Origin of the sequence: Shewanella sp. 8A (genome assembly GCF_023475945.1) — a bacterium.
GTDB lineage: Bacteria > Pseudomonadota > Gammaproteobacteria > Enterobacterales > Shewanellaceae > Shewanella > Shewanella xiamenensis.
This window is the reverse complement of sequence record NZ_JAMDJP010000016.1, coordinates 85,075-107,728: the sequence shown is the minus strand read 5'-3', so window position 1 is coordinate 107,728 and position 22,654 is coordinate 85,075. Positions and strand designations below refer to the sequence as shown.

Below are 22,654 nucleotides of genomic sequence, written 5' to 3'. Positions count from 1 at the left end.
AAAATGATTGAAAGGTGGTTGTAAATAATGTTACAATGTGTGAGAAGCAGTCTAAATTCTTCGTGAAATAGTGATTTTTGAAGCTAATAAAAAACACACGTGGAATTTAGGAATAATATTTTTCGAGAATAATGATGCAAAAACGTCTTCTGACTTTGGCTGTGACTGCGGCCCTATTAAGTACAACGACTCAAGTCCATGCCGCAGGTTTTCAACTTGCCGAATACTCAGCAACTGGCCTAGGCCGTGCCTTCGCTGGTGAAGCTGCGATGGCGGATAATGCTTCGGCACAAGCGCGCAACCCTGCGATGCTGACCTATTTAGAAGGTCGCCAGTTATCTGCTGGTGGTATCTATGTGATGCCAAATGTGGATGTAAAAGGTGATGTAAGCCTAAGCTCGCCTCTGCTTGGTCCTAATCCAATCGTGATGAACGGTGATGCTATCGATGTCGCCGATGACGCTTTGGTACCTAACTTCTATTATTCCAATCAGTTAAATGACCAATGGACTTGGGGTCTAGCGATAAACTCTAACTATGGTCTTGCCACTGAATTGCCAGCGACTCATGCTGCGGCCATTTTTGGTAACAAGACATCAGTAACGACCGTTGAGTTTAATCCAAACATTGCGTACCGCATCAATGATGCCGTCAGCGTTGGTGGTGGTGTGCGTATCGTTTATGGCGAAGGTGAAATCGGTGCTTCGTTACCGGGCTGGGTGGATAAAATTAAACCCGGTTTACCTCCACAAGTAGCTGGTATGCTGCCTCCTGGTGGCACTGAACTTAAAAGCATGAAGGGTGATGACATTGGCTACGGTTGGCAACTCGGTGCTAGCTGGCAAATTAACCCAGCCCATCGTTTAGGTTTGGCTTACCATAGTGGTGTGCAGCTTGATCTAGATGGTCATGCTTCAGGGGTGATTTACGATGGTGGTCAAAATCTATCAATCGAAGGTTATTTACCCCTTGAGTTACCTGCGTTTGCCGAACTGTCGTCCTATCACCAATTAACGGATAACTGGGCGATGCACGCCAGTGTTAACTGGACCGATTGGAGTGTATTCGATCAGTTAGTGGCGTACTTCCCTGGCGAAGTAAAACCAAAGGGTGGTTTAGAGTCTGACTTAGTGAAAGAAGAGCACTTTGAAGATAACTGGCGCTTTGCGTTAGGTACGACTTATCAAGTGAACAATGAGTGGTTAGTGCGTGCGGGTGTGGCCTTAGATAAAACGGCGGCAACTAATGAATGGCGTACAACAACTATCCCTGACTCAGATCGTCTGTGGTTCTCTGTTGGTGCAGGTTATCAGGCGACTAAAAACCTGAATGTTGATTTCGCGCTGACTTATATCCGCGCCACGGGTGATGCGCCAATTAACGAGCAGCAAAATCTGTTAAACCTCGCGACTGTTAACTTTAACGGTGAAGCCAGTGGTAATGTCTGGTTAGCGGGTATTCAAATGAGCTACAAGATGTAATATCAAGTTTGATTAAAACAGCCCTGAATCTTCAGGGCTTTTTTGTATCCTCAATCTAATAAGTTGATTTCCGTTTAGGCATGTTTGCTGGTCATTAGGGAAAATTGCGAATATATTCATAACATAATCAACAAGCCATCAGGCTCCATGTCGGTCTAGATGTGTAATAACATGACAGTATCTGTAGCGGCCACTGAGCTGGCGAAGCTCGGCAAATGCGAAACGATGATAAAAAGATTTGCTAAGCATCCTCGCCCTGCCCCAGCAAAACGCCCACAATCGCCACAGGGAACCGATAACACCCTTAGAGGTGAGTTCGCCCATTTTCGGTATGAAGCTGCTGCCCTGCGCTTCATGAACAGTGCTGCGGGGGCTAAGCGTCGCATCTACCAGTTAGTGTTTGCAGCAACGGTAGCAGCGGGAGTATTGACACTGCTGGCGGCATGGACCACCAGCTAGATAGTATCGACGGAACAATCATGAGCAAGAGAACCAAAGACAAAGACGTGGAGAAATTAGACGTAATCAAAGACTCACCACAAATGAGCCTGTTTGAGATCATTGAGTCTCCGGCCAAAAAGGACGACTACTCCAACACCATCGAAATTTACGATGCGCTGCCCAAGTACATCTGGGACCAAAAGAGAGAACACGAAGACCTTTCTAACGCTGTAGTGACGAGACAATGCTCAATCAGAGGTCAGCAGTTCACAGTAAAAGTGAAACCAGCCATCATCGAGAAAGATGACGGTAGAACCGTTCTGATCTATGCAGGACAGCGAGAGGAAATCCTTGAGGATGCGTTACGCAAGCTCGCGGTGAACGGCAAAGGACACATGATCGAAGGCAAAGCCGGAGTTATGTTCACTCTGTACGAACTCCAAAAAGAGCTGTCAAAGATGGGTCACGGTTACAACCTGAACGAGATCAAGGAAGCCATTCAAGTTTGTCGCGGTGCAACACTCGAATGTATTAGTAATGACGGCGAAGCCTTCATCAGCTCCAGCTTCTTCCCGATGGTGGGCTTGACCACCAGAGGTGAGTTCCGTAAGAAAGGTGGTAACGCCAGGTGCTATGTGCAGTTTAACCCTCTGGTAAACGAATCGATCATGAATCTGTCGTTTCGTCAGTACAACTACAAGATCGGAATGCAAATCCGCTCCCCTCTCGCCCGGTACATCTACAAAAGAATGAGTCACTACTGGACTCAAGCATCCCCAGATTCGCCATACACGCCATCACTTATCAGCTTTCTGACCCAGAGCCCTCGTGAGCTCAGCCCACGTATGCCAGAAAACGTCAGGGCCATGAAGCTCGCGCTGGAAGCTCTCATCAAACAAGAGGTCATAAGTGATTACGACGCGAACCAGATTAAGGATGGCCGCAAAGTCATCGACGTGCGTTACGTCATAAGGCCTCACGAGAACTTCGTGAAGCAGGTAATGGCATCCAACAAGCGTAAGCAGCAAACAGAACTAAGAGCCATTAAGCAAGGCATGATTGATCACGACATCATTGATGAGCGCCAGCGTAAGGGACGATAGCTGCCAGCATCTCCTTGCTGAGGGATCATGAAAAAGGCGCTGATGCGCCTTTTTTCATGCGTAGAGGAAATTCGATCTCCAAGGCTTCCAGTCAAATCCAGAAAACGGGATGACATCGGCATATGGGAAACCTGCACGTATACAACGAACTGGAGACCATATGCAGCGGGGACTTTCGCTCTATATATGGGTTTGTTGCACGTTAAATAACGGTGCAACCTTAAAACCGTGCAAGCTCGGTAGAAACTCTGCAATAGGGAGTCTCGCAAGACCAAAGCTGAACTTGTAAGACATTGATACTTAAAGGGCTGATGTGTGGGGGAGCTGCACGTTATGGGGTTTGATATATGGGAGCGTTGCACGATTGACAAAGCAGAACAAAGATTGACAGGACAGGACAAACACCAAAAGTGGTCAAAATTACCCTGACAGTCCAAAGTGTGACCATGTTCACGCTGAGAAAGGCTAAAAGTTATCCACATTTCCTGTGTATAAGCACGAGGTTGGTATGTGGGTACGCTGCACGACTACATGTGGGTATGCTGCACGGTGCAAAAAACGACCAAATTTGATATGTGGGTACGTTGCACGTTAGTAGAAAATATATGGGGCAACTGCACGTTTAAGGGAAAACATATGGGTACGTTGCACGAACGACAACACAAATATATGGGAACGCTGCACGAACGGTCTGTTTTTTAAAGATTTTGTGGAAAAAAAGGGGGTTCCGTGTGGATAACAGTGGATAAGATCCAGAGGCATATGGGAACACTGCACGGCAACCTATGGGAACGCTGCACGTAACTATGTGGGTTCTTTGCACGGTACAAACAGGGGATTCTCAATAATATCAAGGCGTTGACGGCATATTTAGAGCGGCTAACCTATCTTTAACCGCTTTTAATCCTTTATACAAAGATCAAAGATCTTTATATTTATCCTTATGATCGCTGAACAAAAAGTAATCACCTTTGTTTTTTTAGAAAAAAGTCTCGTGCAATAGGCCAAACACGATTAGTATCACCAACAATACAAACATAGACAGCACAAAGTAACCCGACTCATACAGCACTGTTTTGATCAATGAGGTAATGCGTATTGATCTTCCAGAGATCCGCCCAACGATCCATTGATATGCAACGAACGAACCTAGACCACAGAGCAACACTACCACCACAGAAACAAAAGAATGATCCCTCAGAACAGACTCACTCAACAGACCGTACTGGATACTTAAAAATACGAGTTTGCCTATTCCAAAACCCAGACCTAAAGCAACGATTCCTCGCACCAGCACTACCTTAAAAGACTGAACCCATGTCAAATCAAGATCCATTGCCTTCCGCGAAGAACGGCGCACCAGCACAGTAGATATAACTAAGCCCAAAAACACCAAAAGAACAAAATCAAACATTGCCACCTCAGCACAAATCAATCAGAACCACAGGCCTCTCGGCCAAACGCACCACCAGGAAGAGCCCACCTCTGACCCTCAGGTACGAAAATAGGGAGTGTGTAACTTTCTCTGGATACCTGCTCCAACGCTTCAATATCACTTATATGTATCGGCGCAACAGCAGAACCTAAATCAATAACGTCAATTTTTTTCCTTGATACCGTTACACCAAAGGTTTGTTCATACCGAGCAATATTCCAAGCTCTATCAGGCCAGTAGTGACGGATCGTGGACCAAATCCGTTGTGAGTTGTAGATACAAGTCATACATGACGACCGGCTCCAGCCAAGCCGATATGGAACTGGAGCCAGGATACGATGACGCTCTATCACCTCCCAGACTTGCTCCTCGCTCCAGTGGAGAACTGGTCTCCAAGCGTCCACTAACCGTGCAGTCTTCCCATATCTTCTGTCACAAGCATGGGCTTCGAGCTGGTTATACTTCGATCTGTTTGCACTTTCCTCACGTCTCTCACCAGTGATAAAAAGGATCTTCTTCTCCTTAAAGCGCTCCTGGTTATTAATCGCCCTACGGCCCACATCAATCTTCAAGGCAGATGAGCACCAACGTGTTTGCAATGACGGCGATTGCTGTGGAAAACGAAGGCGTGTGCCAGGCTTAGATCTATTATGGTCTCTAGGCAGCACCAGAAGCCCCTCAGGCGTTTCTACGCGATGGGGGTGGCTGTAGGTATTCTCCTTGAGCATTTCCCCCTCAAAACCGCCCTCAAGCCATGAGAAGTGCATTGTGATACCCAGTGCATCCCCAAGCTGACGGCAGTAATCACGCATAAAGGCCCAATCCATCAAAGAACTACCTTCCTGCCCGTCAACGTCATGGTGCCAGAATTCCACCTTTGACTTATCAACCCCCATGTCTACCAGTCGCAGATACGCAGCAATTGAGTCTTTGCCACCTGACAGACAAACAATGATGTGGTCGTACAAACTCAAGTCCACATCCGGAGCAGAGAAGTACGTTGTTCTTTCATCACAAACCTGCTTTGAAGACATACCGGTAAGAACCGATTCCAAGGATGGCAAGATCACATGGTCATCGAACAGATCTCGTTGATTTTCTCGTTTTAACATAAGCCGATTTTTTTCTTTACTGGGTTGTTTTTATGATTTACAGTATTATAAAATGATACTGTGAAAAGTAAAGTTTTCAGATCGACTAATCACTCAGGAGAACTTGAGAAGCACCAAAAAGCAATCTAAAGGTGGTTTTTCGGTGATTGGTGTTCAGGTGGCACCTGTCGCAATTAGTTAAAAGTCATTAGAAAGTGGTTTTTTGGTGGGTTTACAGTTTGGAGATGAGTATGTGGGAACATTGCACGGATAAAGGGGGCCGCACATGAAAGCGATTAAGCGGTTCATCATATGGGTTAATTACGGGCTTGAGGGCTGGAGCATTTTTGGTTCAAGCGATGACTGGGATGAAGCTGTATCCATCCGCTCAGAAGCTATAGACGAATGCAGTATTGATGAAGATGACATCATCCTGGCTGAGAACAAAAACGAGCTGGTGGTGAAGCCAGTGGCTAAACAGATGACAGAGTGGCACCGAGAGCTGGAAGCTGTCCTTATGACACTTGACGACTGCCAAATGGAATGTGACGGCATGACATGGGCGGTAAGTCACCTACTGAACGAAGCTGGTGTCCCGCATGACTGCATGTATGGATTTGTGCGAAACGAACAGACCAAGGACATCGTTACACCTCATTTTTGGGTTGTCCTGGATGATGGTTGGCTGGTGGATCTTAGGCTTCGCATGTGGCTTGGCGATCACGACAACATTCCTCACGGGGTATTTCATACCGATAACGAGCCCGGATTTTTCTACAAGGGAGACCCTGTTCAAAACCATAAAGGGATGAGATTGGGCAAAGCTGTCCTGGACATCATGACCGACGGAAAACTTTCACATGTGAAAGTTCCTGAACGACAAGACGGAGAATAATAGCGTGGAATTTGATTACGACAAATCAGTGTCAAACGCACATCTTGAGGCTGCTGGCTGGGGTATGGATGCCTTTAACCACTCCAATCCATTTGAGAGTCATGTCATCTATGTACGTGATTATCGTAACGATCACATCCGTCTGTTCACAATCAAGCAGGCTGACTTCGACACCATAAAACTCCCCCTTCACCTTACCTCCGACATGCTGGCTTCGGTGATCGCTGAGTTCGTATCAAAGGCTGCAAAAGGAAAATTGAATGCTAAGGAGTCCGATACGCTGGCTCCGGCCTTGGTCGGCTATGCCAAATCAACGGAAACTTACCGGAGCTGGCGAAGAGTGTCAGGGGCAGCAGAGCGATTGCACATGGTAATCAACATTTACGCCGGTTCTGGATTGTTGAGGCCTTTCATTGCTCGGGCTCCTAAGACCGTCCTGACGAGCCAAGAGGTGTTGGCATTCTCATCGCAGGTTAAAGGCATGGATGTATCTAATCATCCTGAGTGGTTTAGGGGCCGGAGGTAGTCATGAAGGCAGCTCTCTGGATATTCGTCCTGATCATCGCCCCTTTCGTCATTGCGAAAGGGGACCAGTGGCGCAAGCGCGGTATTGGAGACACCTGGGCGTGGTGGAAATCAGAGAACATGCCGCCGGAGCTACGATCAGCCACTTTGTTTCTGTCCGAGCAGGATGTATCAACCACTCTGCCGGTGCCAATGCACGGCAGGGTTGATCAGGTGTACCAAACAAAGAGAGGAATTCTCATCCCCCTGGACACAAAGTTACGTCAGATAAACCACATCTATGAGTCAGACATTATCCAGCTCTCTGTTTATCAGGTAATTCTGTCACACAAGTACAAAGTGCCCGTTGCCAAGTACGGCTATGTCCGAACCGTTGTGGAAACAGCAGACGGAGATAAAGTCCGTTACATCAAAACAACCCTTCTTAGCGAAAAAGAAGTGGTCAAGCTGTGGCACCGCTACCAATCGATCCGTTCTGGTCAGGTAAAACCCTCCTGTTCCTGTGGCGGAAAGTTTCACATGTGAAAGTTTTTTTTGTGAAAAATCGGTTGCCCGAATTGGGCAGTTAGGCGGGGTTGCATTTTTAAAAAGTCCTGTACGCTGGTTGGCATAGGAGGTGAATCGTGGCTCAACTTAAACATAACCGCTTAGTCATGTTGGGGTCCCTGATGGCAACAGTTGTAGCTGCCGCTAATGGGTTGAGCTTTATCACCCTTATGGCTGGTGGAATAACCCTTCTCCAGTTCTTGGCTTGGAAGCAACAAGATGCTGTCCAGAGTCGTTTCAAGGCTGCGAAGAATGCTTTTGAAACGTTGAACGTCATTGCGTTCGACAAGCACTGGGTAGGTTCAACCGCGACGGTTGCAAAAGTGTCGAACATGCTTACCCCGGCAGAAAGACTTGATAAACCTTGGGCGGTACAAGTTCTGGCAGTAGCCGAAGGTGGAACCTGGTTCGCAGTTGACCTGCAAGTGACTGGTACTAACAAAGTTCAGATGCTCAGTCTCCACCAGCTCAGTGAAAAGGCAGCAAAGACTATGTTGGCCTTTGACCTCGAAGTGTATGAGAAATTTTTCGGAAAACCTGATGTTGCATGAGGAAAATGTGATGGAAAAAATCAAAAACGTAGATGCTGTGGAATTCACAGTTGAAGATAAAAAAGCGATGACCCATGCGGCATACGCCCAGTGTATCTTCATTCTGGCCCAAGCGCTTGCTTTCCCTTCCCTGGGGATGGCTGGCGCTATGGTTGCAGCTTTATGCGGCATGATGCCGTGGCTGACTAAATTCGCTAAAGAAGCCCCGTCGAAAGCCTTTGGTATGGTGATGGCTTCACTCTGTATTGCACCTGTTTACGGGAAGCTCTGTGAGCTTGTGATCCACGCGATTCAGGGGGCTTGAGCTTATGGGGCTAGTACGAGCTCCCTATCTCTTGGCTGAGCTTAAAGAACGCGGCGGTGATGAATCTGCTCTGGCTAAGATCATGCAGCCCGGTTGCAGGATTGGAGAGGAAGACCTGCGAGCGTTGGCCTCCAAATTAGGGATTGAAATATCCTCTCTGGCTCCAGCGCCAGAGAATGCGGCCAATACCCGGTTCAAAGCAAAGCTGAGAGGAGGTTTGGCCTCCTTTCTTTTTGAGTATGACGGGTGTTTTCGACATGCAGAAGGCTCCAGCCATGCAGAAATGCTGGGTATCGAGCAAGAAGATGATATTGGTCTTCCGAGTCGAGCTGCTGATGCCATGCTCTTGGAAAAGACTCTCTACCAAGTGATAGCTCGGGCCAAATATATGCTGAGCAAGATCGACAGCAAATTTGTTCGGTCAGAACAAGCAATAGAGTTCCGTGAACAACTTGCTCCAGGGATCTTCAAACCTGGTTACAGAGGGTTCCGGTTCAAGGAAGCGGCTTCTGGTGATTTGCCTACTGTCATGATTGATGGTCGGAAATTCAATTGCATTGCCAGTATAGCCAGAGCACATGGACTTGATCCGGTTACAGTGCGGAGACGCATTGCGGATACCGGAAAGACCGCAGAAAAACTCACCAATGATGAGTGGAAACTCATCCTCTCCAAGAAAAAAGGTAAAGGAAAACCCTTCACCTACCAGGATAGAACCTACAGCAATATTGCTCAGTTCTGTCGTGAGCATCAGCTCAACAGCAACCTTGTTTACCAGAAAGTCAAAGATCGGGCTGATAGCACTGATGAGGAGTTCTGGGGACAGATTATTGAAACATGCAAAAGGAACGACTAATGGCAGAAAACAAAGAAATCCCCTGGGAGAGAGAACTCATTGAGAAATACATGTTCACCCTTCACAAAGAGCAAGTGAAAGATCGTCGCTGGCGGACAATGTTGCGTGTGCTTCGTGCATCAGGCTTCGTACTTCTCATGGTCGGCTTCATCATCCTAGCTTCCAATCCAGGTGGAATGCCTTGGCAAAGCGCCAAAGCAGCAGCTCCCCATACCGCCTACATCAACATCCGTGGCGAGATTGCAGCAGGAACGCTGGCAGACGCGGACCATCTTATTCCGTCCATTCAGGCTGCATTCGACAACCCTAACTCTCAAGCGGTAGTTCTTCGCATAAACAGCCCAGGAGGTAGCCCTGTTCAGGCTGGACGGATTTATGAGGAGGTGAAGGCGCAACGGGCTCTGCATCCGGAGAAAAAGGTTTACGCCATCATTGATGACATTGGTGCCTCAGGCGGTTATTACATCGCCTCTTCGGCGGATGAAATCTATGCAGACCGCGCCAGTCTGGTTGGTTCTATCGGCGTTATCAGCTCCGGGTTCGGGTTTACCGGCTTGATGGACAAGCTCGGCATTGAGCGACGGGCTATCACCTCCGGAGAGCACAAAGCACTTCTCGATCCTTTCTCCCCTCTTACCGCTGATATGAAGACGTTCTGGGAAGGAGTTCTATCAAAAACCCACCAGCAGTTCATCGAGCGAGTGAAGGCTGGTCGGGGGGAACGACTGAAAGACGACCAAAAGGTGTTTTCTGGATTGCTCTGGAATGGTGAGCAGGCCAAAGAGATTGGTTTGATTGATGGGCTGGGTAGTTTGAACTCAGTGGCGCGAGACGTCATTCACCAGACCAGCCTAGTGGATTACACACCAACCGAAGACATCATCCGGAGACTGACTCAACGAGCCAAGCTCGAAGCCAACTCGTTCGTGCAAGAACTCAGCGCTGTGAAAGTTTACTGATAGGAGCAATTTGATATGACAGAACAAAGTACCAAAACACTACGCATCGGGGTTATTGCCGCCGTTTTTTTAGGGCTTGTAGGAACCGGCTTCGGGATTTACCAATTCGTGAAAGAGAAAGAGCTGGCGCAAGAAATCGCCAGCGTGAAATCCACTGTGAACCAGGTGAAGGATGCCGAAGGCGTCACTTTCAAGAGCAAAGCCGAGTTTGATGCGGCTGTGGCGGCAAGCATCAACAAGTTTGTCGAGCAAAAACAGCAATCGGACATCGATCAAAAGTATGCCCAGTTTGAGGGGGCTCCCGAAAAGGTTGAGGATGGCAAGCACATCTATGGGGACCTTGGTGCCCGATTCACGCTGGTGGAGTTTTCTGATTTGGAGTGTCCGTACTGCAAGCAATTTCATGACACACCAAAACAGATTGTGGATGCCAGTAAAGGGAATGTGAACTGGCAGTGGAAGCACATGCCCCTCGATTTCCATAACCCGGCTGCTCACAAGGAAGCTCTGGCCGCTGAATGTATTGCAGAGCAGAAAGGCAACCGAGGCTTCTGGGTCTTTATTAATGATGTATTCCAGCGTTCCCAAGGTAACGGGCGCGGCGTTGAAGACCTTGCTTCCGTTGTCACTGGCGTAGGTGCTGATCTGGATGCTTTCCGTGAGTGCCTCAGCTCTGGCAAGTACGAAGATAAAGTTCAAGCTGACATCCAGAAAGCCAAGAGTTACGGCGTTAATGGTACTCCAGCCACCTTTGTTGTAGACAACCAGACAGGTAAGAGTCAGTTACTTGGTGGTGCTCAACCAGCACAAGCCATCATGGCGGTGATGCGAAAAATGATGATTGAGTCGCAACAAGACGACTCAGCGAACCAATAAAACTTTCACATGTGAAAGTGGAGTGAGAACTGATGATCAATACAACAACTAAATTGGGATGTTTGCTTGGGGGGCTGCTTGTCCTGTCGGCTTGTTCCAGCGCCCCTCAGCCAAGCAACGAATACAAGATGGCTCTGGATGATACAAAACAGTTATGTGAGGCATGTGCTTTGGTTGGTAATGACCTGCTGGTGGCCCTTAACAAGTCATGCAATACCCCGATGACCCCTGAGAGTTTTACCGGAGTCATGAATAGCAACCCGATGTTTGCAGCAATGATGGCAATTAACTCCATTGGTGGAACCGATCTCTATCAGGTTTATCGTGACGCAGCCATAGACACCCTGAGTTGCAATGAGATGGACTCTTGGCCTGAACGGACCAAGATTCGTTTCCAGCAGCCCGATATGCAAAAGGTGCTGGCCTTGAAGGTTTCTGCCAGACAGCAGAAAGCAAATTAACTTTCACATGTGAAAGTCTGGCTCTCCGGGGCCTGATTTCACTATGAGGTGAACCTATGGAGTTACAAGAAGCAAAAGAGGCTCTCGATAGCCTTCATCCTCACAAGGCCTCAGCGCCTTTGAGGTTAGTCATCCACCAGCCTGGAGGGATCGGTGGAACCCCTACCGTAGGGGTGAAAGCAATTCATGCTGGGTTTGATTGGGACAGCAACACCATCCTGATCTACCCGGAAGAGCAGCTCACCCGGTTAACGCCGGATGAGGTCGCCGCCATCACGAAGTCAGTATCGAATGGACAATCCTGGCATTCGCAACAGAAGCTCAAGGAGTACCGGGAGAAGCTGATGGAAGCAACAAATGAAAATAGTAGGCTCAAAGCTGAGCTGGAGAAATATTCCAAGGGAGTGAGACATGATTAAAAGCCTAATTCATCAGGGAGCTCGTCAGTTTGGCTACATGCCGGTGGAAAAGCTCAACTACGCGAGAAACATTGCCAAACGTCTTGATGAGCATCGGGAACTGGTCGAAGCCATAGCCAGCAAGACCACCTTATTGTCGCAGTGTGAATGGCACATAGGGCATCTTGCTACACAGGACGACTTCCTGATGCGACTCTACTACCAGGTGCATTCCAAGTGGCCTGAGGAAGATCCATTTGTAAGGCAGAAGCCTCCAATTCTTGGGCCTTCGACCCTCCCAGAATATCCCAGCGAACTTAATACTTACCTCCTTAATAGGGAAGGTAAAAAAAACTCGCACTTGGCGCAGGAAGCAGAATTTGACTATGGCGAAGCCAAGCAGGGGCACTTCTACTTTTACTACATCGGTGATGTGAACGGTTTTGCTATTGGAAAGCGTGACTGGGTTCCTGTCAGCGTTCTGATCGGTTTGGTATCCGGTCGCCAATGGCTGCTCCAGAAGCTATCTGATGGGACTTGGATAGATAGAGAGTCTCCACTCTGGGTTGACTGGGTTAATGCCAATCTCGACGCGGTGATGAGGACTGTAGCCCCGAGCAGGGAAAGGTTCTCTCGCAACATTCCTGATGAGCTGCGCTTAGCAGAGGAGAACTATTACGCCGATGTTCAGGATGTTGATGTCGAAGAGCGCGTGATGGCCCACACCCGGTTCGACACAATGACGCATGAATACCTTCGAGTGATGGCAATTACGTGCCCTGTAAAAGCCACTACAGCATTCGCTCTTGCGGTCCCTCCTGAAATTTATCGTTATCAGCAGACAGCGACGTCAAAGGCCCTGAACAAGGCCACTGGTGAGGCAATCGTCTCTGTCAACAAGATGGCTGTTGCCTGGTTCAAGCATAACGGTTTTGAAGTCGATGAAGAGCTGCAACTCGTGAAGGTCCCAGACTACCAGCCACTGTTCTTTGTCGGCAGTCAAGATTTATAGGAGAGGGCAATGCTAAAACGCGGAATTATCAATCTCGCTGCTAGTTACATCATTGTTGATGCCCTACTCCGGAATGCAGCAATTTGGATTTTTGGCTTGTCTTTCTCCGTTGGTGGCACTTACGTCACTGGCGAGGCCAGTACATGGGTCGTTTACCTAGCCACTTCTGGTGCAATGACACTCTGTTCTGTCGTAACAGCCTACCTGCTCGTGACCTATCACCGCTGGGGACTGATGACGGCCAGGGTCTGGTTGCTATTGAGTGCCTGCCTAAACGGCTATGCCGTCTATTTGAGTAGCCACAACATCCAGTTGGTGGTGGCACTGCTTTCCAGCCTGTTTATTGCTTTGTGGATGCTCAAGACCCTTGAGCAACCAGCCGTGAAGGGGACGTACAAGGTAATCGCTGATCTTCACCGTCAGCTATGGGGAATGTTGAAGGGGCAAACACAATGACGACGAATACTCAAAACGCGAACGCCAACCAGGTTCGGTCTTTACGCGACATGCTTGTCCCCGCCCTGTTGTTCTATGTGGTGATGACGGCCATGTTTGTGGGTCTTGACGCATTCATGGATAAACCCACCAGCATGAACCTGCCATTTATGCCGTTCCTTGTCTCGATGGTGATTTTTACCAGTGACGCACGTCGAGCGTGGGACTGGCGAAACGGGACCAAGGTTGTAGCCGTATTGACTGCGGTAGCCATGCTGTTGGCATTCATCTATCAGCTCGCGGTCGGAGAGATGAATCTCTTAGGGATTGGTGTATACCCCGCGACGGCTCTGCTTATGCTTGTTGTTACCTGGATAATTCGCTCTATCGGAAAGACGGCACCATTCCAGTTCCTGGGGAGGCTCCTTGCGCGGTTTGGTGCATCGAAGTGGGTCCAGCGTACCGCCGCAGTCATTGTGCTCGCGGGAGGCCTTTCGATCACTGTCTACGCCTACTGGCTTAACCACGGGAGCTGAGGATGATCATTGCAACGAAGAGCGGCTTGCTGGTAGCCGCAGAACTAATCAAGGAAGAGACCGGATATTGGCTACTACAGCCTCGTGACCAAAAGACGCCGGTCAGGGTGAATAAGCAGGATGACAATAAACGCGCTTTCACGCATATGGGAGACGCCCTTCGCTGGGCCGGTGATCCTGAGCTTGCAAAGCAGTTCGATGACGAGAGGGAAGAACATGCAAATTCGTGACTACATGACAAAGTTGTTTGACGCATTCGGTGATGCACAAGAAGTCACCCGAGAAATGCTTCTGGAGCAGGCAGAGCTCATTCATACGATTAGCGACAAGTGTCAAAGCACAGGCCTGTTTCTGGACAGTCAGGCTCGTTTCAACCAGTTCGTTCAAGAGATTGAGGCTGACGACAAGGTGGAGGATCGGTTGCTTCATGCTTGGTGCTGGGTGATAGACAGGATAGTGAAGGCACCAACATCCTTTCATATGGATGGGGCTGTGATTTTGACAATGCCTCTGGTCGCAAAATACCTGCCACCTGTTGAACGGGAGCCGGAAACCATCGTGGTGAATCTCGATGAGGACTACAAGGCTCCTGTAGGCAACCAAACACTCTGCGAGCTCATTATGGAACGGAGGCATTGGCCGCAAGGTGCAACGTGTGCGACCCAAGATGCGGACGGGGGAGTTCTCTACTGGGACGCCCCAGTTGATGTGGTAGATGAAGGCAGAAAGGTCGCCGGTAAGCACGGCATGATGGCCGAGGTTGGATTAAAGCATCAAGTCGATGCCTGGTATGCTGACATGAACGATATACGTCTAGCAACCGATTGGAATTCCTCTGTCATCACGCCTCACTGCTTGCTGCTTGCCTATCTTGATGTGCTCCAAAAGAACAAAGTGCCGTTTGATGAGGGGGTGCGACTCGCTGCCGAATGGGTAACGCAACTTGGTGGGGAGTCTCATGAAGTTACCGAGGAAGAGACGGAAGCTGAGGCTACGGTTCTTTCTCTGGGGAGAGCCACAGCTCATTGCTTCAAGCCTTACCCGGACACGAAGAATTTCTATTACGAGGCATAAGCCTCAATCAAACAGGAGAAACAACATGCGATACCATGTATTTAAAACGAAGGAAGGTGGGCAGCCGGTGTTTACTGCACCTTGGTACTGGTTAGCCTCAACCATAGCAAACTGGTCATCACTTAAATGGGATGCTTGTCGAATCGTAGATAGCAAGGTGAATGAGACAAGGCTCTGCTGGGCCAAGGCATTGCCTGCTGAAAAAACAATTAATTTGGTGGAGTGACTATGACTGTGGGTTTTGTGAAAAAGATGGGGATTTCAGCGTTCCTATCAGCAATGCTGGTGCTGGCTCCTCATGTGTGGGCAGAGACCTTCACTGCAAAGGTTGTGGGGGTGTCTGATGGTGATACGGTCAAAGTGCTAACGGAACAAAGCTGCGATACCGGGAAAGACTGCCGGAGTGGCAAGATCCAGTACCGAGTAAGGCTCGCGGAGATCGATACCCCAGAGAAAAAGCAGCCATACGGCTCAAAGGCGAAGCAGGCCTTATCAGATCTGGTGTTTGGTCGAATGATCAAGGTGGAGCAAATCGACAAAGACCGTTATGGCCGCCTGGTTGCCAATCTTTATGTCGATGGCAAGTGGGTCAATGCGGAAATGGTTCGCTCTGGTAGTGCGTGGGTATACCGGCAGTACGCCAAAACACCGGAGCTGTTCAAGCTGGAGGCCGAGGCTAAAGCAGATAAGCGAGGCCTTTGGGCGTTACCAGAATCAGAGAGAACCCCACCTTGGGAATGGCGTAGGAAAGACTAAGTTTTTGATGCGCTGTACCTGATGGTCAAAGTTTTAGTCGATTTTATTCACAAATGCAGGAGTTAAGAATGAGAAAATTAATACAGGAAGCTGTGGCCGATATAAATAGCAGAAACCCTGGGATAGAAAATGCGATAAGCATAGCTCTTAATCAAGGGAAAATTCCGTTACTGGTCGGTAGCTCAGGAACAGGAAAAAGTGTCCTTGCCACAAGAGCTCTTGGATTGCCTTACGAATCGGGCGACAAGATAATCGAACTCTATTGGGAAAAAAAAGGACAAAAGCTCTCCAGTAGCGACTATTTTCAACCGACGGAAAATGGAACGTTATTGATAGACGAAATTCATTGCTACCAACAAGGCGATGAATTGGATCATGTGCTGGCGCTGGCTATTAGTCATGATATGAAGGTAGTCATAACATCACAAAACATTGGGGATGTAGATCCTCAAATATTGAAAAACAAACGAATTGTTCAAATTAATTTGCACTAAGGGGACGATATGAACAAAAGCGAACTGATTATGAAAGTGGCCGAAGACGCTGACATTAGCAAAGCAAAGGCCGAAGCTGCGGTGAATGCGCTGATCAACTCAGTGACAGAGGAGCTTAAATCAGGTGGAACTGTGGCGCTCACTGGTTTTGGTACTTTCCAAGTCAAGGAACGCGCTGCGCGAACCGGGAGAAATCCCCAGACTGGTGAGAATATCCAAATCGCTGCGGCCAAGATACCTGGGTTTAAAGCTGGTAAGGGGCTAAAAGACTCCGTTAACTAGCTCTTAATCATGTGACACATGAATAAGATTTACATAAGGCTCCTTTTGTGGGAGCCTTATTCATATCAGACATGAATAAGGGGGGCGGCGTGAGACTGTCGTCAACGCAGAAGGATGTTCTGTTCATTCTATACGCAATTGAGGCTGGTGGAAAAGCCCAGCCTGTTCCTGGCGTGAAAATACTGGAGATGATCAACTCATCGCGTCATAGCGGTATTCATGGAACGAATTTCAGAACATCATGCCACACGCTGGTGGAGAATGGTTTATTGAGTAAGTACAGGAACCCTTCTCTAAAGCTGGCTTTTAAGCTAACCGAAGATGGAAGGGAACGTGCAGGAGAGATATACCGCAAGCGGCTAGAAGAAGATCAGGAGAAGTAATACGCCCCGCTCCGGGGCGTATTACATGTTAAACAGAAAAACCGTAGTGGGTGCCGTCCGGCAGTTCCACATCGAGTCGCAGCTTACCGCCGGATGCCTCAACGTAGCGCTTAATGGACGAAAGTTTTAGATCTCGTCCAGGTTTCTCCATATCAGAGACTGTCGGTTGTTTAACCCCCAGAGAAGCAGCAATTTCACCTTGGGTGAGTTTCATGCGAGAGCGAAGCTCTGCTAGGTGGATGTTCAGCAACATTTCAGTCGCCGCTTTCTGTGCTTTGGCAACAACATCAGGCTTTTCTGTTGCCAGCATTTGGTCAAGAGTTCTTGCCATAACGTTTACTCCTTCTTTAATTTATCCAAGTGCGCCGCAAATTCACGGTCTGCAATTGGGATCATTACTTCATAAAATCGTTTCTCATCCCCAGTCTTATTACCGGCACAGAGAAGAATCCCCTTACGCTTTGGATCGAATGCAAAGAACGCTCTGAGAGGATCTCCTTTGCTTTGAACCCGTAGCTCTTTCATGTTGCTGTAGGATGAACCGTTCACAGTGTCAGCGTATGGCCTCGAAAGCATAGGACCTCTGTCACGAAGTACCATCATCGAAGCAAGGACGTTGGCTCTATCAGTATCATCCAGAGCATCGAACCACTCATCAAAGGTGTCGGTTGTCTCGATGGCCCACATGATTCCTCCTTACTTAATATAGGTGCAATGCTATATAGATTCAAACCTATAATCAAGAAAAATCGACGACTGGGGTTTGATCCAAGCGAGCAGGTGTAAACAAGAAAACTTTCACATGTGAAAGTCTTGCAAGGCGTCTTTTTATTGTTTACAGTATCATAAAGTGAATCTGTAAAGGTGCGAGATGAATGTGCTTCCAACGAAAAGCTGGCCTTGGGCGTTATAACTCAGCCAGACCTGAATGGCTGGCGGCGTACCGAAAAGCAAGATGTATGAGAAACTCAGGTAAAGAGCCTGATGCTTCTCTTTCCGGGATCGCTTGGAAGGCGCAACTCATTGTTGCCTACGAAAGAGACGGAATTGACAACCTGGCAGCCCCTTTGGAAGCCAGATTGATAGCAAAGAACCTCATCAACGAGATTCTTGCTGAGGAGAACTGATGGACGAAAAAATCACCTACGAAGAAATGATTGAACAACTCGATCAGAAAGGCATCCGCATTACCAATGGTGCGCGACGGCTTTATGTCGCGTTGAACAATGGAGTAAAAGCTGAGGTGCTGGGTAACTGCGGTCCCGCGACAATCAGCTTGGTTGACGGAATAATTGTTGTGGAAGAGCAAACTCTCCACTAAGGGCAGCAGCATGGGCAAAAAAGTACATATCATTTGCGGAAAGTGTGGCAGTCACGAGATGAACTTTGTCATCAATGAACACTGTCCAGACGATCCACAGAATGTTGCCAGTATGTCCTGCTCAAACTGTTGCGAACTGACAGGCATAGCCGAGTGGTCGGAATTTAATGGCCGGGAGTTGAAAGGTGAAGCAGTCGCCCTATCAGCATCGGCAAGCGTGAATGCTCTTCTGGGATTGCTTCGCCAGGCGATGGACAGCGTTGAGTATCGCCTCTATGGCGGGGACATGTCATTGAGCGGTCATGATGCTGCCGAACTGATAGACCTCCAGGAGCGAGCAGAAAAGGCCTTATCTGCTCTTCGGAGTGATCAGCATGAGTGATTTATACGAACCGCTTGAGTTTGTGTTCTGTGGATTTAGGAAAGGGGACGCTGGGCTCTTTATCTCGGTAGCTACTTTGCGCGATGGCGTTTTAGGCCGTGAGATGTATTTCTCAAAAGCCAAAAGCAAAAGGCGCTGGGTTGTCGGTGGCATTTACTCAGGGGCCTCTTTTTCAGACAGCGGAGCAAAGGGTCTGGATGATGCTCGTTACGTTAAAGCATGGGAGGTGCAGGGCGCCCAGATAGAGTGGCAAGCAAAAAGCGAGCAAGCCGAAGCCTTGGCGCGGAGCGAGAAACTTGAAGCCGACGATAGGAAGCGCAATGAACTCGAAGAGGTGATGTTACCCATCAGGAAGCAATATGGGGCATTAATAAAACGTCGTGATAGAGCAGGGGCCGCAGCTCTTGAAGAAGCTGTCCTGAGAGCGCTGAGAGCGCCCATCATGAAGGCTGAGGAGAAATAACCGTGGAGCCAGTCTTAGCTAAAGCATTCGCCGGTTTTAAAGTCGTAGCTATACGTGCCCATCAGATTGGCTTTGCGGCTTTTCTTGCCATTGGTGTTTGCTGGAGCTGGCGCTTTAGGGGTAGCAAGTACGCCATAGAACAGGATACCAGCAAGAGCCGCTTGCCATGCGAAAACAGCAACCAGAACCCAAAAAGCAGCCGCCAGAACTGGCAGTTTGTGCAGAAGATTAAGCACTGGTTTGATCCAAACAACTACCGGGATAGCGAGCACTGCGTAACCCCAATTGGTAGCCTCAAGCATAGCCAGTCCAAGAACAACAAAAGCCATCAGCGCGATATTCAGTACATGTTTCATGGTTATTTCTCCTTTTCAATTTACACTTTCATCCTATCACAGCATTAAAAAATGCAACCGTGAATAGGCGTTTTTCAGACCAAAAGAGGTGATATTTTGAGTGCAATTATCAGCAAGTGCGGCATGTACCGATACCGTCTGGAAAGGGATGTGCAACCCGAAGGCCTTGTGTTCGGTTATTTTGGTGTAAACGGTTCTACGGCCACGGCTACCGAGGACGATCACACAGTCAGAAAGTGGATAGGGTTTACCAAGGTCAACGGAGGGAGGCGATTCATAGTCGGTAATGCTTTTGCTTTTCGGGCGACCGACGTTCGTGAGCTGGCTACGGCGGTTGATCCTGTCGGGCCTGAAAATGAAATTCACCTGGAAAGGATTATTCGAGATGCTGATGTGCTGGTGCCCTGTTGGGGGAGCCGAACTAAATTGCCTAAGCCTCTCCACATTCATCTGGATAGACTTTTTGAGCGGCTGGTTGCATCTGGTAAGCCGGTCATGACATTCGGTGTTACTGGGTCAGGAGATCCGAAACATCCTTTGATGCTTGGATACTCGACACGCCTTACCCTCTGGGAGGGAAATAACTATGGTAATGATTGAAGCTCATGTAAAGAAGTAGCTAAAGGACAACTATTTTGTAAGGGCGGCTTTGGCCGCTTTCTTTTTAATATTTACAGTATCACATAATGATACTATGATTGTGTAAATTTATTTTTGGAGACGATTATGCTTACTGCGAAATGTATAGGGTGCGGATGCACAGATGATCATGCTTGTGTTGAAAATGGTCAACCATGCCACTGGCTTCGTGTAAATCGAGTGGAAGGGTTGGGGGTTTGCTCATCGTGCCCGGACGCTCTCGATCAATTTGTATCAACAGGACAGGAACAAACAACTACACAGGAACACTACCTAAACAGTCCTGAATGGAAGGATTTTTCGTCACGCATTGGTAATGCGCTATGCGGGGGCAGGAGCAAAGGAGAGTAACGTAAATCGGCTATGCCGTTTTTATTTGTTTATTATAGGGTCACTTTATAACCCTATAACAATTGAGCCTGTAATTGCCCAAAATGGGCGTGAACAGGAAAGGGATAAGGTGTGGTACTGAGGCAAAATACTTTGTACTAGCAGAACAAAGCAAGAATGAACTTTCACATGTGAAAGTTTTGGGGGGAACTGGATGGAACAAGAGATTCAAAATTACTTGGCTAAAGACCAGCAATACCTGGATAGGATTGCCAGTGCCCTTAGTCAGGTTAAAGAAAAAGGGGGGGAATACGATGCGTTCTGTCGGCAGCGCGCATCGTTGGGGTTCTGGCAAAAAATCAAAACATTCTGGCAGTTTCGCAGGGACATCGCCGTTATACGGTCAGCACTGAAAGGCTGTAACAGCAATTTACGAAATTTGCATCGGGAGAGGGAAAGCCTCAAGGAGGCTCTGATTGCTCGGGTTGTTAAGCAAGCGATTGATGGTAGCCAAATTCTGGAACGAATCACCCAAGCTCAGGATAGGCTTGACGCTGCATCTCGGCTCCACGAGAGCAATAAGCGACTGGTGGACATGGGGCAAAAAGCCTTACGCGAAATCAGTGAGGCCTCCTCCAGTGTTTCGTCAGCACAATCAATGGAAGTTCTCGACCTTGTGACTGACAACAAGGGGATTTCCGTCATGTCGTCGATGTCCAACTCCTCGGCCAGCAGTGAAATAAACGATGCGAAAAGAGCTGTGAAAGCCTTCGCAAATACCCTGGGGGAGCATCGTGACATTGTGGGCTCGCTGCACCACTCAATGGCAACAGAGTTTATCGATCTAGGCATGGACTTTGCCGGTTTGAATGATGGTTTCGACTTTGGGAGCGTCTTCTCGCTGTTCAGCTTGTCGTCTGCTAGTTCGTCTCTGGACAAAGTAGAGTCTCGCGTTGAATCACTGATGCCAGATCTAAAACGAGCCGCCTCCAATTCGGCAGCAGAGTATGCCCGTGTTAACGAAGAGTTCTTTGGCTTAAAACAGCAGGTTTGTAGCCAGTGGCGTGAGCTGCTGGTGGCAAGTGGTGTAGACGTATCTGTCAAGCTGTTTGAATCCTCTGTAGACCGCTACAGAGTTGGAAATTGAATATTTACAGTATCAAAAAGTGATGCTATAAAGTGAGAAAGTCACAAGGAGAACCAACGAATGGCTGCTATCAATTCACTCCGCGCTCTTAAAGGCGTTACCGCCCCCGAAGAACTTAAAAAAGGGGATGGATTCACTATCGCTCCTCAGCTTCTTCTTGAAGAGGAAGGGTTTAACACCCGTGGTGCTTTCTGCGAGAACTACTACGAGCGCCCGGATATTAAGGCTGGAATTCGAGTTCTGGCCGATGCTTACAAGCGTGGCGACTATGTTCCGCCGATCATCGTCAAGGTTATCGACGGTAAGGTATATGTCCGTGAAGGGCATCGCCGTCGCCGTGCCATGTTACTCGCTATCGAGGAAGGCGCGGACATCCAGTTCGTGCAGGTCGTAGAGCACAAAGGCGATGAAGCTGAACAGAGCCTTCTGATCGCCACCAGCAACGATGGGCTCCCTCTTTCTCCACTTGAGCGAGCCGTGATCTACGCCCGGCTTGCAAGCTGGGGGTGGAGTGACCAAATGATTGCCCAACGTGTTGGCCGCTCGGCTGAGCACGTTCGCATTGCTCGTGCCCTTCTGGAGATGCCGTTGGAGCTGAAACGGATGATTCAGGAAGGGGCAGTGGCCGCTACCTATGCTCAGGAGCTCTACAACGAGCATGGCACCAACGCCGTTGAGATCTTGAAAAAAGCACAGGAAGAACAAACCACTGGCAATGACGGTAAGAAGACTCCAAAAAAACTGACCAAAAAGTCTGTCGAGAAAGGTCCTCGTCTGGGAAAAAAAGTGGTTGAGGCTATGCACCGAGGCGTGAGCTCTATCACCAGTCGCCTGGATAACATCAAGCCGAACGATGACGGGGAAACGTTCACTCTGACTCTTAGCCGGGAAGATGTCGATGCGTTTCAGGAACTGAAAGCCAAGCTGGCTGAGCTGGAGCCAAAGGCCGAAGAACCCAATGAGGACCAGCAAGAGCTGGATCTGGCGGGTAATCAGTAATGGGGCGCTGTACTGTTGAGGATGCCATCCAGTTGCTGGAAGGAGGAACTATTGTTGCGGTAATAGCTGCTTCATCCGACTCAGGTGCGCTGGTAGTTTCCTCTATCAGGCTTGAGTCTGGAC

General features: G+C 48.5%; 35 protein-coding genes. 30 read left to right on the top strand and 5 right to left on the bottom strand.

Features of this window, described 5'->3' with window-relative positions; translation table 11 throughout:
* The first annotated feature begins 134 nt into the window (after window positions 1-134).
* The 3 genes from M0413_RS13975 (at window position 135) to M0413_RS13965 (ending at window position 3,025) form a co-directional block, all read left to right on the top strand.
* Complete coding sequence (locus tag M0413_RS13975) at window positions 135-1,481, top strand: outer membrane protein transport protein (protein ID WP_249554619.1); 1,347 nt, start codon at window positions 135-137, stop codon at window positions 1,479-1,481.
* 171 nt (window positions 1,482-1,652) lie between these two features.
* Window positions 1,653-1,940 (top strand): hypothetical protein, encoded by a 288-nt coding sequence (locus tag M0413_RS13970; protein ID WP_041573997.1) that lies wholly within the window; start codon window positions 1,653-1,655, stop codon window positions 1,938-1,940.
* Between the two features lie 20 nt (window positions 1,941-1,960).
* Window positions 1,961-3,025 carry a plasmid replication protein gene (locus M0413_RS13965; protein ID WP_349628463.1) on the top strand — a complete coding sequence of 355 codons (1,065 nt, stop codon included), beginning with the start codon at window positions 1,961-1,963 and terminating at the stop codon, window positions 3,023-3,025.
* Window positions 3,026-4,004: 979 nt separating this feature from the next.
* Here the strand turns inward: M0413_RS13965 and M0413_RS13960 are convergent.
* Window positions 4,005-4,439 carry a hypothetical protein gene (locus tag M0413_RS13960; RefSeq protein ID WP_071681561.1) on the bottom strand — a complete coding sequence of 145 codons (435 nt, stop codon included), beginning with the start codon at window positions 4,437-4,439 and terminating at the stop codon, window positions 4,005-4,007.
* A 17-nt stretch (window positions 4,440-4,456) separates the two neighbouring features.
* Window positions 4,457-5,572 (bottom strand): phosphoadenosine phosphosulfate reductase domain-containing protein, encoded by a 1,116-nt coding sequence (locus M0413_RS13955; protein WP_249554617.1) that lies wholly within the window; start codon window positions 5,570-5,572, stop codon window positions 4,457-4,459.
* A 265-nt stretch (window positions 5,573-5,837) separates the two neighbouring features.
* Here M0413_RS13955 and M0413_RS13950 point away from each other — a divergent pair, with 265 nt between their 5' ends.
* The 20 genes from M0413_RS13950 (at window position 5,838) to M0413_RS13855 (ending at window position 16,894) form a co-directional block, all read left to right on the top strand.
* Entirely contained in the window at window positions 5,838-6,446 is a 609-nt protein-coding gene (locus tag M0413_RS13950) for a hypothetical protein (protein ID WP_162598458.1), read from the top strand.
* Window positions 6,447-6,450: 4 nt separating this feature from the next.
* A complete protein-coding gene (locus M0413_RS13945; RefSeq protein ID WP_071681557.1) occupies window positions 6,451-6,972 on the top strand; it encodes a hypothetical protein in 522 nt (173 codons plus the stop codon).
* A gap of 2 nt (window positions 6,973-6,974) precedes the next feature.
* On the top strand, window positions 6,975-7,496 hold the full coding sequence (locus M0413_RS13940) for a hypothetical protein (RefSeq protein ID WP_249554615.1): 522 nt from the start codon (window positions 6,975-6,977) through the stop codon (window positions 7,494-7,496).
* A gap of 98 nt (window positions 7,497-7,594) precedes the next feature.
* Entirely contained in the window at window positions 7,595-8,068 is a 474-nt protein-coding gene (locus tag M0413_RS13935) for a hypothetical protein (RefSeq protein ID WP_013141668.1), read from the top strand.
* A 10-nt stretch (window positions 8,069-8,078) separates the two neighbouring features.
* Window positions 8,079-8,372 carry a hypothetical protein gene (locus tag M0413_RS13930; RefSeq protein WP_162097871.1) on the top strand — a complete coding sequence of 98 codons (294 nt, stop codon included), beginning with the start codon at window positions 8,079-8,081 and terminating at the stop codon, window positions 8,370-8,372.
* A 31-nt stretch (window positions 8,373-8,403) separates the two neighbouring features.
* Window positions 8,404-9,228, top strand: a complete 825-nt coding sequence (locus M0413_RS13925; protein WP_349628462.1) for a hypothetical protein — start codon at window positions 8,404-8,406, stop codon at window positions 9,226-9,228.
* Window positions 9,228-10,187 (top strand): signal peptide peptidase SppA, encoded by a 960-nt coding sequence (sppA, locus tag M0413_RS13920; protein WP_162598456.1) that lies wholly within the window; start codon window positions 9,228-9,230, stop codon window positions 10,185-10,187. The genes M0413_RS13925 and sppA overlap by 1 nt, the downstream gene beginning before the upstream one ends.
* A gap of 15 nt (window positions 10,188-10,202) precedes the next feature.
* Window positions 10,203-11,063, top strand: coding sequence for a DsbA family protein (locus tag M0413_RS13915; RefSeq protein WP_071681551.1), 861 nt, complete (start codon window positions 10,203-10,205; stop codon window positions 11,061-11,063).
* A 32-nt stretch (window positions 11,064-11,095) separates the two neighbouring features.
* Window positions 11,096-11,524 (top strand): hypothetical protein, encoded by a 429-nt coding sequence (locus tag M0413_RS13910; protein ID WP_210146601.1) that lies wholly within the window; start codon window positions 11,096-11,098, stop codon window positions 11,522-11,524.
* Window positions 11,525-11,580: 56 nt separating this feature from the next.
* A complete protein-coding gene (locus M0413_RS13905) occupies window positions 11,581-11,943 on the top strand; it encodes a hypothetical protein (protein ID WP_089140468.1) in 363 nt (120 codons plus the stop codon).
* The gene (locus M0413_RS13900; RefSeq protein ID WP_249554613.1) at window positions 11,936-12,934 is read left to right on the top strand and encodes a hypothetical protein; all 999 of its coding nucleotides are present in this window, start codon (window positions 11,936-11,938) and stop codon (window positions 12,932-12,934) included. Before M0413_RS13905 ends, M0413_RS13900 begins: the two co-directional genes overlap by 8 nt.
* Window positions 12,935-12,943: 9 nt before the next feature.
* Window positions 12,944-13,390, top strand: coding sequence for a Fe3+-siderophore ABC transporter permease (locus tag M0413_RS13895; RefSeq protein WP_000919345.1), 447 nt, complete (start codon window positions 12,944-12,946; stop codon window positions 13,388-13,390).
* The gene (locus M0413_RS13890) at window positions 13,387-13,905 is read left to right on the top strand and encodes a nitrite reductase (RefSeq protein ID WP_210146602.1); all 519 of its coding nucleotides are present in this window, start codon (window positions 13,387-13,389) and stop codon (window positions 13,903-13,905) included. Before M0413_RS13895 ends, M0413_RS13890 begins: the two co-directional genes overlap by 4 nt.
* A gap of 2 nt (window positions 13,906-13,907) precedes the next feature.
* On the top strand, window positions 13,908-14,135 hold the full coding sequence (locus M0413_RS13885) for a hypothetical protein (protein ID WP_210146603.1): 228 nt from the start codon (window positions 13,908-13,910) through the stop codon (window positions 14,133-14,135).
* Window positions 14,122-14,979: a hypothetical protein gene (locus M0413_RS13880; protein WP_249554611.1), complete on the top strand. Its 858-nt coding sequence runs from the start codon at window positions 14,122-14,124 to the stop codon at window positions 14,977-14,979. Before M0413_RS13885 ends, M0413_RS13880 begins: the two co-directional genes overlap by 14 nt.
* Before the next feature lie 25 nt (window positions 14,980-15,004).
* On the top strand, window positions 15,005-15,205 hold the full coding sequence (locus M0413_RS13875) for a hypothetical protein (RefSeq protein ID WP_249554609.1): 201 nt from the start codon (window positions 15,005-15,007) through the stop codon (window positions 15,203-15,205).
* A gap of 2 nt (window positions 15,206-15,207) precedes the next feature.
* On the top strand, window positions 15,208-15,735 hold the full coding sequence (locus M0413_RS13870; RefSeq protein WP_210146605.1) for a thermonuclease family protein: 528 nt from the start codon (window positions 15,208-15,210) through the stop codon (window positions 15,733-15,735).
* Window positions 15,736-15,803: 68 nt separating this feature from the next.
* Window positions 15,804-16,229, top strand: a complete 426-nt coding sequence (locus M0413_RS13865; RefSeq protein WP_210146606.1) for a P-loop NTPase family protein — start codon at window positions 15,804-15,806, stop codon at window positions 16,227-16,229.
* Between the two features lie 9 nt (window positions 16,230-16,238).
* Window positions 16,239-16,511: an HU family DNA-binding protein gene (locus M0413_RS13860; protein ID WP_249554607.1), complete on the top strand. Its 273-nt coding sequence runs from the start codon at window positions 16,239-16,241 to the stop codon at window positions 16,509-16,511.
* 47 nt (window positions 16,512-16,558) lie between these two features.
* Window positions 16,559-16,894, top strand: a complete 336-nt coding sequence (locus tag M0413_RS13855; RefSeq protein WP_502957300.1) for a chromosome segregation protein ParM — start codon at window positions 16,559-16,561, stop codon at window positions 16,892-16,894.
* Between the two features lie 28 nt (window positions 16,895-16,922).
* On the opposite strand, the gene M0413_RS13850 is transcribed toward M0413_RS13855, so the two are convergent.
* Window positions 16,923-17,225, bottom strand: coding sequence for an XRE family transcriptional regulator (locus M0413_RS13850; RefSeq protein WP_071681528.1), 303 nt, complete (start codon window positions 17,223-17,225; stop codon window positions 16,923-16,925).
* A gap of 5 nt (window positions 17,226-17,230) precedes the next feature.
* Window positions 17,231-17,581, bottom strand: coding sequence for a type II toxin-antitoxin system RelE/ParE family toxin (locus M0413_RS13845; protein WP_013141682.1), 351 nt, complete (start codon window positions 17,579-17,581; stop codon window positions 17,231-17,233).
* Between the two features lie 272 nt (window positions 17,582-17,853).
* On the opposite strand from M0413_RS13845, the gene M0413_RS13840 reads away from it, so the two are divergent.
* Genes M0413_RS13840 through M0413_RS13825 form a run of 4 tightly spaced genes read left to right on the top strand, consistent with a single transcriptional unit; the run spans window position 17,854 to window position 19,060 of the window.
* Window positions 17,854-18,021 carry a hypothetical protein gene (locus tag M0413_RS13840; protein WP_249554605.1) on the top strand — a complete coding sequence of 56 codons (168 nt, stop codon included), beginning with the start codon at window positions 17,854-17,856 and terminating at the stop codon, window positions 18,019-18,021.
* The gene (locus M0413_RS13835) at window positions 18,021-18,215 is read left to right on the top strand and encodes a hypothetical protein (protein ID WP_071681524.1); all 195 of its coding nucleotides are present in this window, start codon (window positions 18,021-18,023) and stop codon (window positions 18,213-18,215) included. The genes M0413_RS13840 and M0413_RS13835 overlap by 1 nt, the downstream gene beginning before the upstream one ends.
* 10 nt (window positions 18,216-18,225) lie before the next feature.
* Window positions 18,226-18,597 carry a hypothetical protein gene (locus M0413_RS13830; protein ID WP_249554603.1) on the top strand — a complete coding sequence of 124 codons (372 nt, stop codon included), beginning with the start codon at window positions 18,226-18,228 and terminating at the stop codon, window positions 18,595-18,597.
* The gene (locus M0413_RS13825; RefSeq protein ID WP_249554601.1) at window positions 18,590-19,060 is read left to right on the top strand and encodes a hypothetical protein; all 471 of its coding nucleotides are present in this window, start codon (window positions 18,590-18,592) and stop codon (window positions 19,058-19,060) included. Before M0413_RS13830 ends, M0413_RS13825 begins: the two co-directional genes overlap by 8 nt.
* Window positions 19,061-19,074: 14 nt before the next feature.
* Here M0413_RS13825 and M0413_RS13820 read toward each other — a convergent pair whose 3' ends face one another.
* A complete protein-coding gene (locus M0413_RS13820; RefSeq protein ID WP_249554599.1) occupies window positions 19,075-19,416 on the bottom strand; it encodes a hypothetical protein in 342 nt (113 codons plus the stop codon).
* A gap of 96 nt (window positions 19,417-19,512) precedes the next feature.
* Between M0413_RS13820 and M0413_RS13815 the strand changes: the two genes are divergently transcribed.
* The 3 genes from M0413_RS13815 to M0413_RS13805 all read left to right on the top strand — a co-directional run bounded on the left by M0413_RS13815 (window position 19,513) and on the right by M0413_RS13805 (window position 22,531).
* Entirely contained in the window at window positions 19,513-20,016 is a 504-nt protein-coding gene (locus M0413_RS13815) for a DUF1643 domain-containing protein (protein ID WP_071681517.1), read from the top strand.
* Between the two features lie 583 nt (window positions 20,017-20,599).
* The gene (locus M0413_RS13810; protein ID WP_071681513.1) at window positions 20,600-21,532 is read left to right on the top strand and encodes a hypothetical protein; all 933 of its coding nucleotides are present in this window, start codon (window positions 20,600-20,602) and stop codon (window positions 21,530-21,532) included.
* Window positions 21,533-21,592: 60 nt separating this feature from the next.
* Window positions 21,593-22,531, top strand: a complete 939-nt coding sequence (locus M0413_RS13805; protein ID WP_249554597.1) for a ParB/RepB/Spo0J family partition protein — start codon at window positions 21,593-21,595, stop codon at window positions 22,529-22,531.
* Window positions 22,532-22,654 lie beyond the last annotated feature (123 nt).

Excerpts from the sequence above, each read along its gene's own strand:
- M0413_RS13975 (WP_249554619.1), top strand. The coding sequence starts at position 135 with ATGCAAAAACGTCTTCTGACTTTGGCTGTGACTGCGGCCCTATTAAGT.
- M0413_RS13970 (WP_041573997.1), top strand. The coding sequence starts at position 1,653 with ATGACAGTATCTGTAGCGGCCACTGAGCTGGCGAAGCTCGGCAAATGC.
- M0413_RS13965 (WP_349628463.1), top strand. The coding sequence starts at position 1,961 with ATGAGCAAGAGAACCAAAGACAAAGACGTGGAGAAATTAGACGTAATC.
- M0413_RS13960 (WP_071681561.1), bottom strand. The coding sequence starts at position 4,439 with ATGTTTGATTTTGTTCTTTTGGTGTTTTTGGGCTTAGTTATATCTACT.
- M0413_RS13955 (WP_249554617.1), bottom strand. The coding sequence starts at position 5,572 with ATGTTAAAACGAGAAAATCAACGAGATCTGTTCGATGACCATGTGATC.
- M0413_RS13950 (WP_162598458.1), top strand. The coding sequence starts at position 5,838 with ATGAAAGCGATTAAGCGGTTCATCATATGGGTTAATTACGGGCTTGAG.
- M0413_RS13940 (WP_249554615.1), top strand. The coding sequence starts at position 6,975 with ATGAAGGCAGCTCTCTGGATATTCGTCCTGATCATCGCCCCTTTCGTC.
- M0413_RS13930 (WP_162097871.1), top strand. The coding sequence starts at position 8,079 with ATGGAAAAAATCAAAAACGTAGATGCTGTGGAATTCACAGTTGAAGAT.
- sppA (WP_162598456.1), top strand. The coding sequence starts at position 9,228 with ATGGCAGAAAACAAAGAAATCCCCTGGGAGAGAGAACTCATTGAGAAA.
- M0413_RS13915 (WP_071681551.1), top strand. The coding sequence starts at position 10,203 with ATGACAGAACAAAGTACCAAAACACTACGCATCGGGGTTATTGCCGCC.
- M0413_RS13910 (WP_210146601.1), top strand. The coding sequence starts at position 11,096 with ATGATCAATACAACAACTAAATTGGGATGTTTGCTTGGGGGGCTGCTT.
- M0413_RS13905 (WP_089140468.1), top strand. The coding sequence starts at position 11,581 with ATGGAGTTACAAGAAGCAAAAGAGGCTCTCGATAGCCTTCATCCTCAC.
- M0413_RS13900 (WP_249554613.1), top strand. The coding sequence starts at position 11,936 with ATGATTAAAAGCCTAATTCATCAGGGAGCTCGTCAGTTTGGCTACATG.
- M0413_RS13895 (WP_000919345.1), top strand. The coding sequence starts at position 12,944 with ATGCTAAAACGCGGAATTATCAATCTCGCTGCTAGTTACATCATTGTT.
- M0413_RS13890 (WP_210146602.1), top strand. The coding sequence starts at position 13,387 with ATGACGACGAATACTCAAAACGCGAACGCCAACCAGGTTCGGTCTTTA.
- M0413_RS13885 (WP_210146603.1), top strand. The coding sequence starts at position 13,908 with ATGATCATTGCAACGAAGAGCGGCTTGCTGGTAGCCGCAGAACTAATC.
- M0413_RS13880 (WP_249554611.1), top strand. The coding sequence starts at position 14,122 with ATGCAAATTCGTGACTACATGACAAAGTTGTTTGACGCATTCGGTGAT.
- M0413_RS13875 (WP_249554609.1), top strand. The coding sequence starts at position 15,005 with ATGCGATACCATGTATTTAAAACGAAGGAAGGTGGGCAGCCGGTGTTT.
- M0413_RS13870 (WP_210146605.1), top strand. The coding sequence starts at position 15,208 with ATGACTGTGGGTTTTGTGAAAAAGATGGGGATTTCAGCGTTCCTATCA.
- M0413_RS13865 (WP_210146606.1), top strand. The coding sequence starts at position 15,804 with ATGAGAAAATTAATACAGGAAGCTGTGGCCGATATAAATAGCAGAAAC.
- M0413_RS13860 (WP_249554607.1), top strand. The coding sequence starts at position 16,239 with ATGAACAAAAGCGAACTGATTATGAAAGTGGCCGAAGACGCTGACATT.
- M0413_RS13850 (WP_071681528.1), bottom strand. The coding sequence starts at position 17,225 with ATGGCAAGAACTCTTGACCAAATGCTGGCAACAGAAAAGCCTGATGTT.
- M0413_RS13845 (WP_013141682.1), bottom strand. The coding sequence starts at position 17,581 with ATGTGGGCCATCGAGACAACCGACACCTTTGATGAGTGGTTCGATGCT.
- M0413_RS13840 (WP_249554605.1), top strand. The coding sequence starts at position 17,854 with ATGAGAAACTCAGGTAAAGAGCCTGATGCTTCTCTTTCCGGGATCGCT.
- M0413_RS13835 (WP_071681524.1), top strand. The coding sequence starts at position 18,021 with ATGGACGAAAAAATCACCTACGAAGAAATGATTGAACAACTCGATCAG.
- M0413_RS13830 (WP_249554603.1), top strand. The coding sequence starts at position 18,226 with ATGGGCAAAAAAGTACATATCATTTGCGGAAAGTGTGGCAGTCACGAG.
- M0413_RS13825 (WP_249554601.1), top strand. The coding sequence starts at position 18,590 with ATGAGTGATTTATACGAACCGCTTGAGTTTGTGTTCTGTGGATTTAGG.
- M0413_RS13820 (WP_249554599.1), bottom strand. The coding sequence starts at position 19,416 with ATGAAACATGTACTGAATATCGCGCTGATGGCTTTTGTTGTTCTTGGA.
- M0413_RS13810 (WP_071681513.1), top strand. The coding sequence starts at position 20,600 with ATGGAACAAGAGATTCAAAATTACTTGGCTAAAGACCAGCAATACCTG.
- M0413_RS13805 (WP_249554597.1), top strand. The coding sequence starts at position 21,593 with ATGGCTGCTATCAATTCACTCCGCGCTCTTAAAGGCGTTACCGCCCCC.